The following is a 13,836-nucleotide window of genomic DNA, read 5'->3' on the forward strand; positions in this document are numbered from 1 at the left end:
ACAACACACAGCTGCCGGTACGGCAGAGAACAGGAGCTGTCCTTCGGGGCAGCTCCTGATTTGTGCTTGAATACAGCAGGTATTTCTGCTATGATGGCATGCGTAGGAGACTGCAGTATGGAAGTAAAAGAACATCAGATTGACAAAATTGAACCAGGAAGCATTGCAGACGAGCTCGGTATTGTACCGGGTGATTTTTTGCTTGCCATCAATGACAGACCGCTGGAAGATATCTTTGACTATCACTATATGATTCAGGATGACCACCTGACCCTTCTGGTGCGGAAACAGGACGGGGAGGACTGGGAATACGATATCGAGAAGAATTACTATGATGATCTGGGGATCGTGTTTTACAACGGACTGATGGATAATTACAAATCCTGCACCAATCAGTGCGTGTTCTGCTTCATTGATCAGATGCCTCCGGGGATGCGTGATACGCTTTATTTTAAGGATGACGATTCCCGGCTGTCCTTTCTGCAGGGAAACTATATCACCCTGACCAATATGAAGGAATCAGATATTGACCGGATCATCCGCCTCCATTTATCCCCCATCAATATTTCCGTGCACACCACCAATCCGGAACTGCGGTGCAGAATGCTCCACAATCGTTTCGCCGGAAGTTCCCTCTCCATGATCCGCCGTCTCTATGAGGCGCAGACGGAGATGAACAGCCAGATTGTCCTGTGCAAAGGGTGGAACGACGGGGAAGAGCTGGAGCGGACGATCCGGGATCTGTCCGGCTATCTGCCGTATATGCGCAGCCTTTCGATTGTTCCGGTGGGAATTACAAAATTCCGGTCCGGACTGGAACCAATGGAACCTTTTTCCAGAGAGGACGCGAAAAAAGTCCTGGATACCGTGCATAAATGGCAGAAAGTCTGTTATGATAAATACGGCATTCATTTTGTCCACGCCAGCGATGAATTTTATCTGCTGGCAGAGGAAGCGTTCCCGCCGGACGATGTGTATGACGGCTTTATGCAGCTGGAAAACGGCGTGGGAATGATTCCCCTCCTGTCCGCGGAATTCACCGAAGCCCTGGATGAGGCGGAGCCCGGGGAAGAAAAGGTTAAGGTACCCTTTTTCCGACCGAAACAGGCCCGCCGGATACCGGACAAACGAAAAATATCCATCGCCACCGGCCGTCTGGCCGCGCCTCTGATGCGGAAGCTTTCCCTGATGTTTATGCTGAAATATCCCGATACAGAGGTACAGGTTTTTGAAATCAGCAACCGGTATTTCGGAGAGACCATTACCGTATCCGGACTGCTGACGGGCACAGATCTCCGCAGTCAGCTGACCGGACAGGAGCTGGGAGAGAAGCTGCTTCTTCCTGTGAATATGATGCGCAGGGATGAAGAAGTGTTTCTGGATGATATGACCCGTTCCGAGCTGGAGGAAGCGCTGGGCGTACCGGTGCATATCGTGGGAACCAGCGGCAGAGAACTTCTGGATGAGCTGATGAGCCACGGGAACACACAGAAAAAATAACACGCAGCGTCTTCGCTGTATCAGACAGATAAGGAGCAGTACATGAGCAAACCAGTTGTAGCGGTGGTGGGCCGGCCCAATGTGGGCAAATCCACACTGTTCAATGCCCTGGCCGGGGAGCGGATTTCCATTGTGGAAGACACCCCGGGCGTAACAAGGGACCGGATTTATGCCGATGTGGAATGGCTGAATCACCCATTTACACTGATTGACACCGGCGGCATTGAGCCGGACAGCAAAGATATTATTTTATCCCAGATGCGGGAACAGGCGGAGATTGCCATTGCTTCCGCGGATGTGATTATCTTTATGACAGATGTCCACCAGGGACTGATCGACGCGGACGCCAAGGTGGCGGATCTTCTGCGCCGTTCCCACAAGCCGGTGATCCTGGTGGTGAATAAAGTAGACAGTTTTCAGAAGATGATGCCGGATGTCTATGAATTCTACAACCTGGGCATCGGCGATCCCCACCCGATTTCCGCCGCTTCCCGGCTGGGACTGGGGGATATGCTGGAGGCGGTGGTGGCCCATTTTCCGAAACAGGAGCAGGAGGAAGAAGAGGATGACCGTCCGAAAGTGGCAATCATCGGCAAGCCCAACGTAGGCAAATCCTCGCTGATCAACAGACTTTCCGGCGACAGCAGAGTCATCGTTTCCGATATCGCAGGCACCACCAGGGACGCGATCGATACGGATATTTCCTACAACGGCAGGGAATATGTGTTTATTGACACGGCCGGCCTGCGGCGCAAAAACAAAATAAAAGAAGAAATCGAACGATTCAGCATTATCCGCGCAGTAACCGCGGTGGAACGGGCAGATGTGGTGGTGATCCTGATCGACGCAGTCGAAGGGGTGACAGAGCAGGACGCGAAGATTGCCGGGATTGCCCACGAGCGGGGCAAAGGAATCATTGTCGCGGTAAATAAATGGGACGCAATCGAAAAAACAGATAAATCCGTTTATCAGTATACGGACAGGATCCGTCAGACGCTGAGTTTTATGCCGTACGCGGAGATTATGTTTATTTCCGCGAAAACCGGCCAGCGGGTATCCAAGCTGTTTGATATGATCGATATGGTCCTGGAGAACAATTCCATGCGGATTGCCACAGGCGTGCTGAATGAGATTCTGATGGAAGCGGTAGCCATGCAGCAGCCGCCCTCAGACAAGGGCCGCCGCCTGAAAATCTACTATATGACGCAGGTGGCTGTGAAACCGCCTACTTTTGTGGTGTTTGTCAACAGCAAAAAGCTGATGCATTTTTCCTATACCCGCTATCTGGAAAACCGGATCCGTGACACCTTCGGATTTCGCGGCACCTCTCTGAAATTTCTGATCCGTGAAAGAAAGGAAGACAAAAAATAATGATAACTGCCCGTATCATCGTATTAGTGATCGGATACTGTGCCGGATTGTTTCAGACCGGAGTGATCTACGGGAAAGCAGTAAAAACAGATATCCGCAAGTCCGGAAGCGGCAATTCCGGCATGACAAATTCCATCCGGGTACTGGGCTGGAAGGCCGGCATAATCGTCTGCGCGGGGGATCTGCTAAAGTGTGTGGCTGCCATGGTTGCTGCCTGGCTTCTGTATCGGAACAGTTTCCCGCAGGGGGTGCAGATGCTGGAATTATATGCCGGACTTGGCGCCATACTGGGACATAACTTTCCGTTTTACCTGAAATTTAAAGGCGGAAAGGGCATCGCCTGTACCGTTGGCCTGATCTGCACATTTGATTTCCGGATGATTCCCATCTGTGCGGTTTTGTTCTTCGCGTCAGTTGTTCCGACCGGTTTTATGTCCCTGGGTTCTCTGGCAATGACCGCAGGGTTCTTTGTGCAGACTCTTGTGTTCGGGCAGCTGGGGCTGCTGCGGGTGGCTGCGCAGTATCTGCCGGAGACGTATCTGGTGTCGGCAGTGATTACCGCGGTGGCGTTTATCAGACATCGTTCCAATATCGTTCGCCTGGTGCATGGAGAAGAGAACAAATTCGCGCCAGGCAGAAAAAAGCAGAAAGCATAGGAGGGTATTATGGCAAAAATCGGTGTGATCGGAGCAGGCAGCTGGGGTACTGCTCTGGCAATTGTATTGGCGGACAATTATCATACAGTCACAGTATGGTCGATTATTGAAGAAGAAGTAAATATGCTGAATGCCAGCCATGAGCATAAAGACAAGCTGCCCAGCGTGAAAATACCGGAATCCATCCGTTTCACCACAGATCTGGAGTCCGCTGTCCGGGATATGGACATGGTGGTGCTGGCAGTGCCGTCGCCCTATGTCCGGAGCACATCCAGGAATATGGCGCCTTTTGTCGCAGAAAATCAGCTGATCGTAGTCGTGTCAAAGGGAATCGAAGAATCCACCCTGATGATTATGACTGATGTGGTGGAAGATGAGATCCCGCAGGCAGATGTGGCAGTGCTGTCAGGTCCCAGTCACGCGGAAGAAGTAGGCCGCAGACTGCCGACCACGGTAGTGGCCGGCGCGCACACCAAAGCAACCGCAGAAAAAGTGCAGGCCATGTTTATCAACAGCCGATTCCGGGTATACACCAGTCCCGACATGCTGGGCATTGAGCTGGGCGCCTCACTGAAAAATGTCATCGCGCTGGCGGCGGGAATGGCAGACGGCTGCGGCTTCGGCGACAATACGAAAGCAGCGCTGATCACCCGCGGAATCAAGGAAATCACCTCCCTGGGACTGAAGATGGGAGCTAAAAGTGAGACATTAAACGGTCTGTCAGGCATCGGCGACCTGATTGTCACCTGTGCCAGCAAACACAGCCGTAACCGGAAGGCAGGCATGCTGATGGGACAGGGCCGGACCATGCAGGAGGCGATGGATGAGGTACAGATGGTGGTAGAAGGCGTATATTCTGCAAAAGCAGCCAAAAAACTGGCAGATAAATACGGCCTGGACCTGCCGATTGTCAATCAGGTCAATGCGGTGCTGTTTGACAATGTATCGGTGGAACAGTCTGTGACAGACCTGATGATGCGTGACAGAAAATCCGAGCACGAAGGACTCTGCTGGGACGACGAACCGAAAAAATCATGAAACAGACAAAGAGACACAGCCGACGGGCGGATGGGAGACAGAATGAAAATTAGAATAAAAAAACTGACAGACCGCGCGAAAGTGCCGATCTCCGGCAGCGCCTGCGCCGCCGGCTATGATCTGTGCGCAGATCTGGAAGAACCGGTGCAGATCGCGCCCCACACCACAGAAAAGATCAGTTCCGGGCTTGCCTTCGAAATTCCGGAAGGGTATTTCGGCGCGGTTTTTGCCCGCAGCGGACTGTCCGTCAAAGAGGGACTGCGGCCGGCCAACTGTGTCGGGGTGATCGATGCGGATTACCGGGGACCGGTGACCGTGGCGCTTCACAATGACAGTGACCTGCCGCGCACTGTGGAACCGGGTGAACGGATTGCCCAGATGGTAATCCTTCCATTCCTCACCGCGGAATTTGAAACAGTGGAGGAACTGAGCGATACGGTCCGCGGCGCCGGTGGCTTTGGCAGCACCGGCAGACAGTAGGATGACAGCGACGGACAGCAGACGGATTCCTGCAGGAACGGAAGAAAAGAATGGGAGACAATCATGGGTATTTTTGACAGACGGCGGGACGCCTACATGGAGCAGCAGATTCATGCAGAGGTTCGCAGACGGGAACAGAAATCAGCGCAGGAAAAAGAACTGATGCATCAGGTGGGGGATCTGCAGAAAGAGACACATCAGCTGACGGATTCCGTGGATCATTTGAATACACAGGTGGAAGTGCTGAAGAACAAGGCAATGGAAGCAGCGGACCGGGAAACGGAAGCTTCCGAAAAACTCCGGGAAGAAAACGCGGCCATGCAGTCCGCCTTGGATCAGACCATTCAGGAAATCCGTACCGATCAGGAAAACTCCCGGGCTGCGATATCCGATTCCGTGATGGAAATGAAGGCGGATATCCAGATGCTTACACAGGAATCCGAGAAAAACAGAGACACCATTGTGGAGACTGTGGGGACCGCTTCCGCCCGGACCAGGTCCGCGATTCTGGATGTGATTGACGTGACTTCCGAGCGGACCCGCAGCTGCGTATCAGAATCGATCGCAAAGGAAGCCGCACGCAACAGAGAAGCGCTGATTCAGGCATTAAACGAAAAAGCGGGAAACAGCAGAGAGGAAATACGGGAACTGATGGTCGACCATTCCCGTCAGAACCAGTCAGAACTGGCAGAAACTATGGATCAGAATTCAGAAAAAATTATTTTAGCAGTAACTGCCGGTCAAAAAGAGGCCAAACAGGAGCTTTTTGACCGGATTCATGAGGAAAGTGTAAAAAATTACCGCAATGTGCAGGCTCTGATGGAGGAGCAGGCCGAGCAGGTAGGCGTCAGTGATATCAGCGAAGACAGTATAGGAAAGATCCGCCGTTCGTTTCGCGGAGTAAAGATTTTCAGCGGTATTTCTTTTCTGGGCGTATTGGCGATCATTGTCTTTCTCATTCTGCAGTATCTGCGGATCATCTGATCCGTCGGCAGATGTCCCTGCTGCGGGACAGACAGGAAAAAAAGCAGCAGTTGAGTATTTAATGGAAAAGAGGAAACAGAATGGAAGAAAAAAAAGTCTGGGTCGTCGGACACAAGAACCCTGATACGGATTCGATCTGTTCCGCAATTGCATACGCCGATCTGAAGAACCGGATCGATGCAAAGACCTATGTTCCGAAGCGTGCCGGTGAAATAAATGAAGAGACACGTTATGTGCTGAATACATTTGGTGTAGATACCCCGGAACTGATTCAGGATGTGGGCGCGCAGGTAAAAGATATTGAAATCCGGAAAACACCGGGAATCAGCGCGAAGTGCTCCATGAAGAACGCATGGGAAATGATGAAAAAGCAGAATGTGGTGACTCTGCCGGTAGTGAATTCCCACGGACGGCTCAGCGGAGTGATCACCACCGGTGATGTGGCAATGTCCTACATGGATATCTATGATAACAACATTCTGGCGCGGGCGAAGACCAAATACCGGAGCATTATAGAAACCCTTGATGGTACACTGCTGGTGGGCGATGCGGAAGACTTTTTTGACGAGGGCAATGTGATGGTAGGATCCGCCAATCCGGAGATCATGGAAGAGTTCATCAACGAAAGGGACCTGGTGATCATGGGCAACCGGTATGAGGCACAGCTGTGCGCCATCGAGATGAATGTCAGCTGCATTATCATTACCGGTACCCCGAAGGTCAGCCGCTCCATCCGGAAACTGGCGGAAGAAAAGAATGTGGTGATCATTGCCACCCCTTATGACACCTATACGGCGGCCCGCCTGATCAACCAGAGCATGCCCATTGATTATTTCATGAAACGGGACGGACTGATTTCCTTTGAACTGGATGAATATATCGACGATGTCCGGGAAGTCATGTCCAAAGAAAGGCACAGAGATTTTCCGATTCTGGATGAAAACAGCAGATACTGCGGCATGATTTCCAGAAGAAATCTTCTGAATATGCAGAAAAAGCAGCTGATTCTGGTGGACCACAATGAAAAGACACAGGCAGTCGACGGGATTGATGAAGCGGATATCCTGGAAATAATCGATCATCACCGAATCGGCAGCCTGGAAACCCTGTCACCGGTATTTTTCCGCAATCAGCCCCTGGGCTGCTCCGCAACGATTGTATACAAGATGTATCGGGAAAGTCAGGTGGAAATACCGAAAACCATCGCAGCCCTGCTCTGTTCCGCGATCATATCCGATACCCTGATGTACCGCTCGCCCACCTGTACGCCGGAAGATCAGAAAGCAGCGGAAGATCTGGCACAGATTGCAGGTCTGGATATTGAATCCCATGCCATGGCCATGTTTCAGGCAGGCAGCGATTTCCGCAGCAAATCGGAAGAAGAGATTTTTTATCAGGACTTTAAAAAATTCGAACTGGGCGACACGGATTTCGGCGTAGGCCAGTTAAGCGCCATGACCCAGAAAGAGCTGGACGAAGTAAAACAGCGCCTGCTGCCTTATCTGAACCAGGCAATGGCAGACCGGAAGATCTCCATGGTGTTTGTGATGCTTACCAATATTATGGAAGAGCGCACGGACGTCATATGCGCGGGAGAAGGCGCGGATGCGGTCGTAACGGAAGCGTACCATGTGGAGAAAGAAGAGGACCGCTTCCGGCTGGACGGAGTGGTATCCCGCAAGAAACAGCTGATCCCGGCATTTATGGAAGTGCTGCAGGGGCAGTAAGCGATGAGCAGACAATACTGGAAACCGGGAAACATGCTGTACCCCCTTCCTGCTGTAATGGTAAGCTGTAAAGACCGGGAAAACAGGCCGAATATCATTACAGTCGCTTGGACAGGCACGGTATGCACCGATCCGCCTATGGTATATATTTCTCTGCGGAAGTCCAGGTATTCCTATGAACTGATTAAGGACAGCGGAGAGTTTGTGATCAATCTGGTCACTTATGACCTGGCCAGGGCCGCGGATTACTGCGGCGTCAGAAGCGGACGGGATGTGGATAAATTCGAGCAGATGCATCTGCATCTGTCACCGTCAAAGACAATTGACACCTGCGGAATCGCGGAAAGCCCGGTCTGCATTGAATGCCGGGTCAGACAGATTCTGCCCCTGGGAACCCACGATATGTTCCTGGCAGAGGTGACTGCTGTGGGAATCAACGAGGAATATCTGGACGAAACAGGCAGGTTCCAGCTGAATGACGCCGGGCTGATTGCGTATTCCCACGGGGAGTATTACCGACTGGGCGAGTACATTGGAAAATTCGGCTACAGTGTGGCCAAAAGACCATCAAAACATACCGGAAGAAAAAAATCCGCGCAGGCAGCGCGGAAGAAAAACGCGAAATCCGGCATAAGACCGGCAAGGAAAAAAAGAAACTGAAGAAAAAAACGGATCCTCTGCTATTTCAGCAGAAGATCCATCAAGCCGGTATAGGCGTCAATATACCCGGAAGACCAGTTGCGGCTGATGGCCGCAGCCTGTTCTTTGGTGCTTACCTCCAGGGTAAGATCCAGAATCGAACGGCTGCCGCTTCGGATTCTGCAGCGCACTTCGTAGCGTCCGCCTTCCACCGAGTAGTAATCCGCGGAGGCCTCTGCCTCCCGATGAATCTCAGAATCATTCGCGCTGAGAAATTCATGGACATCATGTTTGATGGAATCGGATATTTTGTCCTGAAAGAGTTCCAGGGTATAGCGGCCTTCTTCCGTAATCTGGTAGAAGGTGTTGCTGTAAGTGGGTTCTGAGGAAATCAGATCCGCGGCTTCGAGATCGGAAAAAGACTTCTGTATGATAAAATAGTTGGTATATTCCTGATCCAGCATAAATCCTGTGATCTGCGTGTTGCTCAGGGGAAGTTTTGTGTTTGCCAGCATATATAAGATAATGAGGCGGTATAAGGTTTTTAAATCTGCCATGGTACGATTTTCCTGCTGCGTTTTTGGACTGTAGTTTATTCTATTTTATCATGATTCCATGCCCAGCACAACGGAACGAAGGGGCAGAAACGCTTTCCCGGGATTATGGAATTGTTTTGTTACAGGAAAAGTAGTATAATGGCCATAGACAGAAAGCAGCAGATCGCAGGGTTCCTCCAGCAGATCCTGCTGTTTATCCGATTGTTCGATTGATGATTCGCATCATATTTCACAGACAGAATTATTTATTCAGACCATTAGCTTTAGATTTATCAGAGGAAAGAACAGACAGGGAGCACGCGGGAATTCTGCAGCGTGATTCTGTCTGTATGTTTCATTATAATATTCGGATTCCGGCGGGGATTTTACCCTGCTGTATTCTATAGAACAAACCCTGAAAAAGGAGACTTCATGAGAGAAAAATACGAAAGTCTTTCTCTTGCAGCACTGCGCGATCTGGCAAAATCCAGAGGAATGAAAAAGATATCCGCGCTTCGGAAGGCAGAATTGATTGACGCGATTCTGGCAGAAGAAGGGGATACCGGGGCGAATTCAGACCGTCCGCTGCAGCAGGAGAAAAAACAGGCAGCAAAGGAACCGGAACAGGGAAAGGATCCGGCGGTGCCGGATTCTGACGGACCGGACACGTCCAAAGCTGCGGACAGAGGCACCCCTCTGCGGCAGGGGCAGGAAACCGCCCAGGAACCGCCGCGGACACAGGGCAGACCAGCAGATGAGGAATCTGAGGGTACCCATACACGCCGCAAACGGGGAGAGTCCAGAACCCGCGGAAAACGTACGGAACCCGCGGAAGAGAACAAAAGCCGCAGAAAGCGTGTGGAAGCAGCGGAGGAGAACAAGAGCCGCGGCAGACGCATGGAAACCACGGAAGAGAATAAGAGCCGCGGGAAGCGTACAGAAGTCACGGAAGAGCACAAAAATCACCGGAAGCGCACAGAAGCGGCGGAAGAGAACAAGAGTCGCGGCAGGCGTACAGAAACCACGGAAGAGAATAAAAACCGCGGCAGGCGCACAGAAACGGCGGAAGAGAACAGGAGCCGCGGAAAACGTACAGAAGCAGCGGAAGAGAACAGGAGCCGCGGAAAGCGTACAGAAGCAGCGGAAGAAAACAAAGGCCGCAGAAAACGTGCGGAAGCAGCGGAAGAGAGTAAAAGCCGCGGCAGGCACACAGAGGCTGCGGAAGAGATGAACAGCCGCGGCAGACATGCGGAAGACCCGGACGAGGGAAAAAACCGCGCAGGACAGACAGAAGTATCCGAAGAGGGAAGAACCCACGTAAGACACACGGAATCTGCCCATACCAGGGACCACAGAGAAAATCAGGGCGAAAGCTCCGGCAGCGGTCAGCCCCGCACGGAATACGCCAGGACAGAAGCAGAATTTGATACCGGCGTCAAGGCCCATGGCATACTGGAAGTGATGGCAGACGGCTATGGATTTATCCGCTGTGAAAATTATCTGCCGGGAGATAATGATGTGTATGTGTCTCCTTCGCTGATTCGGCGGTTTAATTTGAAAACCGGTGATTTTATCACAGGAAATATGCGGCTGCGTTCCCAGGGGGAAAAGTTCGGCGCCCTGCTGTTTGTGTCGGACGTCAATGGCTATACACCCTTTGAAGCTGCAAAACGAACTGCGTTTGAAGATCTGACACCGATTTTTCCCAATGAAAGAATCCGGCTGGAAACCGACGCTTCCGGCATTTCCATGCGAATCATGGATCTGATTGCGCCGGTGGGAAAAGGACAGCGCGGAATGATCGTCTCTCCGCCAAAGGCAGGAAAAACCACCTTGCTGAAAGAAGTGGCCCGGTCGGTGCGGATCAACAATCCGGAGATGCATCTGATCATCCTGCTGATTGACGAGCGTCCGGAGGAAGTTACGGATATCAAGGAAGCCATTGAATCAGAGAATGCGGAAGTTATTTACTCCACATTTGATGAACTGCCGGAACACCACAAACGTGTATCTGAGATGGTGATCGAACGCGCCAAGCGCCTGGTGGAGCATGGGCAGGATGTCATCATTCTGTTAGACAGCATTACCCGGCTGGCACGGGCGTACAACCTGGTGGTTCCTCCCAGCGGACGTACTTTGTCCGGCGGCCTGGATCCGGCGGCGCTTCACATGCCGAAGCGGTTTTTCGGCGCGGCCCGCAATATGCGGGAAGGGGGAAGCCTGACGATTCTCGCCACCGCCCTGGTGGATACCGGCAGCAAAATGGACGATGTGGTATACGAAGAATTCAAGGGAACCGGCAACATGGAGCTGATTCTGGACCGGCATTTATCGGAAAAACGGATCTTTCCGGCCATTGATATCGTCAAATCCGGTACCAGAAGAGAAGATCTGCTGCTGAATCCGGAAGAACAGGAAGCGGTCAATCTGATACGAAAAGGTATCAATGGCATGAAAACAGAGGAATCGGTGGAATCCATCCTCCGTCTCTTTATTCACACCAGGAATAATCATGACTTTGTCAATTATCTGCGGAAAAAAAGAATTTTTCCATAAGAGAAGAACAGAAGACACTTGCAATCACAAAAAAAATGTGATATAGTTTCATGGATTGTCAGATAGATGACAGAAAAACTGATTTATTGTTTCCGACAGGCCATTGGCAGGAAACAAAGAAATTTGGCAGATGCGAGGTGAAAGATACATGCGCGAGGGAATTCATCCTGAATATTATCAGGCAACTGTAACCTGTAACTGTGGCAATACTTTCGTTACCGGTTCTACAAAGAAAGACATCCACGTGGAGATTTGTTCCAAATGCCATCCGTTCTACACCGGACAGCAGAAGGCAGCTCAGGCTCGTGGACGAGTAGATAAGTTCAACAAGAAGTACGGTATGAAATAATTGCCAGAACGAAGGATTCAGAAAGGTTGAGGAATTTTCCTCAACCTTTTACTCGTTAAATGCCGGTTCGCTGCAGGCAGCGCATGATGCGTACAGGAATCCTGCAGACGGGCAGAGACAGGAGAAAAACGATGAAGTACTCCGGTATTGGCGGACAGGCAGTCCTGGAAGGCGTGATGATGCGAAACGGAGACCGCACAGCAGTGGCGGTGCGCAAGCCCAATCAGGAAATTGCCATTGTGAAAAAAACATATCCCGGCCTGACCAATGAGGTAACCCGCCGGATTCCGATTTTGCGGGGAATTCTGAGTTTTGTGGATTCCCTGATTACCGGCATCTCGACGCTGATGGTTTCCGCCGCTTTTTTTGATGAAGCGGAGGAGCCGGCAGAAGGTGCCCCAGAAGGGGAAACAGGCAGCCGTATTGTGGAAACAGAACAGGAGATTTCCGCGAAGGACAAGCGGATGATGGGAATTACCACAGGAATCTCCCTGGTCATTGCGCTGGCGATTTTTGTCGCGGCCCCCTATTATCTTTCCCAGGTTCTGATGCGGGTGATTCCCAGCCAGACGGCGGTGACATTTTTTGAAGGCCTGATCCGCCTGGCTGTTTTCGTGGGGTATATTCTCCTGATTTCCCGAATGCCGGATATTCAGAGGACTTTCATGTACCACGGGGCGGAACACAAGTGCATCAACTGCATCGAACACGGTCTGGATCTTACGGTGGAAAATGTAACCGCCAGCTCGAAAGAGCATAAGCGGTGCGGCACAAGTTTTCTGATGTTTGTTGTCATCATCAGCATTGTGGTCTTCCTTTTTATCCGGGTGGATTCCCATGTGCTCCGGATTGTTTTCCGCCTGCTTCTGGTGCCGGTGATTGCCGGGATTTCTTACGAGATACTCCGGGCAGCCGGACGGAGAGAGGGACCGATGCTGAACCTGGTCAGCAAGCCGGGACTCTGGATGCAGGGACTGACGACTAAGGAGCCGGACCAGTCGATGATTGAAGTGGGAATCGCGTCCGTAGAGGCTGTATTTGACTGGAAGCCTTATGTCGAGGAAGTTCGAAAGGAAGAAGGGCTCCGGAAGGAGCAGAACAGGAAGGCGTTATTATGACAGACGCTGCAAGGACCTACCGGCAGGCGATGGCAGAGGCCGGGGCGCGGCTCAGGGAGGCTTCTGTAGAGAATGAACAGGAAGAAAGCTGGTTCCTCCTGGAATATGCCGGCGGCATGAGCCGCAGTGAATATTATCTGAAATGCGAAGAACCGATGCCTTTCGAGATATATCAGAAGTATCAGGAGCTGGTGGAAAAGCGCTGTACCCATATACCGCTGCAGTATCTGACCGGTGAACAGGAATTCATGGGACTGGTCTTTCAGGTGAATGAACATGTGCTGATTCCCCGGCAGGATACAGAGACCCTGGTGGAAGAAGCGCTGCGCTTTGCGGCTCCCGGCATGAAGATGCTGGATTTGTGCACCGGCAGCGGCTGTATTGCGGTCAGCATGAAGCATTATGTGCCGGGACTTGCGGTCACTGGGTCGGATCTGTCGGAAGACGCGCTGCGGACAGCCCGGGAAAATGCCCGCCGGAATCACTGCGCGGTTACTTTTGTACACAGTGATCTGTTTGACGCGCTGGAAGGCCCCTTTGACCTGATTGTATCCAATCCGCCCTATATTCCGGAAGGGGTAATCCCTGCGCTGATGCCTGAGGTAAAAGACCACGAACCCATGACTGCCCTGAACGGAGGGAAAGACGGTCTGTATTTTTACCGGGAAATTATTCGAGGAAGCAGTCGGTTCCTGACAGAAGAGGGATATCTGCTGTTTGAAATCGGCTCGGATCAGGGCAGGGCAGTCAGTGAACAGATGGCAGACAATGGATTTTCCGAAATCCGGGTCATCCGGGATCTGGCCGGGCTGGACCGGGTGGTCTGCGGCAGGAAAAAGAGCAGATAACGGGCAAGTTTGAAATATAGAGGAGAAAAACAGC

At 51.7% G+C, this 13,836-nt stretch carries 13 protein-coding genes; 12 read left to right on the plus strand and 1 reads right to left on the minus strand.

Features of this window, described 5'->3' with window-relative positions:
* Positions 1-117: 117 nt before the first annotated feature.
* The 8 genes from CXIVA_RS10570 to CXIVA_RS10605 all read left to right on the plus strand — a co-directional run bounded on the left by CXIVA_RS10570 (position 118) and on the right by CXIVA_RS10605 (position 8,416).
* Positions 118-1,500, plus strand: coding sequence for a DUF512 domain-containing protein (locus CXIVA_RS10570; protein ID WP_013978025.1), 1,383 nt, complete (start codon positions 118-120; stop codon positions 1,498-1,500).
* Between the two features lie 42 nt (positions 1,501-1,542).
* Positions 1,543-2,871, plus strand: coding sequence for a ribosome biogenesis GTPase Der (der, locus tag CXIVA_RS10575; RefSeq protein WP_013978026.1), 1,329 nt, complete (start codon positions 1,543-1,545; stop codon positions 2,869-2,871).
* On the plus strand, positions 2,871-3,527 hold the full coding sequence (plsY, locus tag CXIVA_RS10580) for a glycerol-3-phosphate 1-O-acyltransferase PlsY (RefSeq protein WP_013978027.1): 657 nt from the start codon (positions 2,871-2,873) through the stop codon (positions 3,525-3,527). Before der ends, plsY begins: the two co-directional genes overlap by 1 nt.
* A 9-nt stretch (positions 3,528-3,536) precedes the next feature.
* The gene (locus CXIVA_RS10585) at positions 3,537-4,565 is read left to right on the plus strand and encodes an NAD(P)H-dependent glycerol-3-phosphate dehydrogenase (RefSeq protein WP_013978028.1); all 1,029 of its coding nucleotides are present in this window, start codon (positions 3,537-3,539) and stop codon (positions 4,563-4,565) included.
* Between the two features lie 42 nt (positions 4,566-4,607).
* Positions 4,608-5,045 carry a dUTP diphosphatase gene (gene dut / locus CXIVA_RS10590; RefSeq protein ID WP_013978029.1) on the plus strand — a complete coding sequence of 146 codons (438 nt, stop codon included), beginning with the start codon at positions 4,608-4,610 and terminating at the stop codon, positions 5,043-5,045.
* A 63-nt stretch (positions 5,046-5,108) separates the two neighbouring features.
* Positions 5,109-6,029, plus strand: a complete 921-nt coding sequence (locus CXIVA_RS10595) for a hypothetical protein (protein WP_013978030.1) — start codon at positions 5,109-5,111, stop codon at positions 6,027-6,029.
* 80 nt (positions 6,030-6,109) lie between these two features.
* Positions 6,110-7,756 carry a putative manganese-dependent inorganic diphosphatase gene (locus tag CXIVA_RS10600; RefSeq protein ID WP_013978031.1) on the plus strand — a complete coding sequence of 549 codons (1,647 nt, stop codon included), beginning with the start codon at positions 6,110-6,112 and terminating at the stop codon, positions 7,754-7,756.
* 3 nt (positions 7,757-7,759) lie between these two features.
* Positions 7,760-8,416, plus strand: a complete 657-nt coding sequence (locus CXIVA_RS10605; protein ID WP_013978032.1) for a flavin reductase family protein — start codon at positions 7,760-7,762, stop codon at positions 8,414-8,416.
* A 20-nt stretch (positions 8,417-8,436) separates the two neighbouring features.
* Here the strand turns inward: CXIVA_RS10605 and CXIVA_RS10610 are convergent, their stop codons facing one another.
* Entirely contained in the window at positions 8,437-8,952 is a 516-nt protein-coding gene (locus CXIVA_RS10610; RefSeq protein WP_013978033.1) for a DUF4364 family protein, read from the minus strand.
* 411 nt (positions 8,953-9,363) lie between these two features.
* On the opposite strand from CXIVA_RS10610, the gene rho reads away from it, so the two are divergent.
* The 4 genes from rho to prmC all read left to right on the plus strand — a co-directional run bounded on the left by rho (position 9,364) and on the right by prmC (position 13,802).
* Positions 9,364-11,487: a transcription termination factor Rho gene (rho, locus tag CXIVA_RS13670; protein ID WP_013978034.1), complete on the plus strand. Its 2,124-nt coding sequence runs from the start codon at positions 9,364-9,366 to the stop codon at positions 11,485-11,487.
* Between the two features lie 148 nt (positions 11,488-11,635).
* The gene (gene rpmE, locus CXIVA_RS10620; RefSeq protein WP_041729023.1) at positions 11,636-11,836 is read left to right on the plus strand and encodes a 50S ribosomal protein L31; all 201 of its coding nucleotides are present in this window, start codon (positions 11,636-11,638) and stop codon (positions 11,834-11,836) included.
* Positions 11,837-11,967: 131 nt separating this feature from the next.
* Positions 11,968-12,954 carry a DUF1385 domain-containing protein gene (locus CXIVA_RS10625; protein WP_013978036.1) on the plus strand — a complete coding sequence of 329 codons (987 nt, stop codon included), beginning with the start codon at positions 11,968-11,970 and terminating at the stop codon, positions 12,952-12,954.
* The gene (gene prmC / locus CXIVA_RS10630; RefSeq protein ID WP_013978037.1) at positions 12,951-13,802 is read left to right on the plus strand and encodes a peptide chain release factor N(5)-glutamine methyltransferase; all 852 of its coding nucleotides are present in this window, start codon (positions 12,951-12,953) and stop codon (positions 13,800-13,802) included. The genes CXIVA_RS10625 and prmC overlap by 4 nt, the downstream gene beginning before the upstream one ends.
* Positions 13,803-13,836: the final 34 nt, after the last annotated feature.

Origin of the sequence: Clostridium sp. SY8519 (genome assembly GCF_000270305.1) — a bacterium.
Lineage (GTDB): Bacteria > Bacillota > Clostridia > Lachnospirales > Lachnospiraceae > SY8519.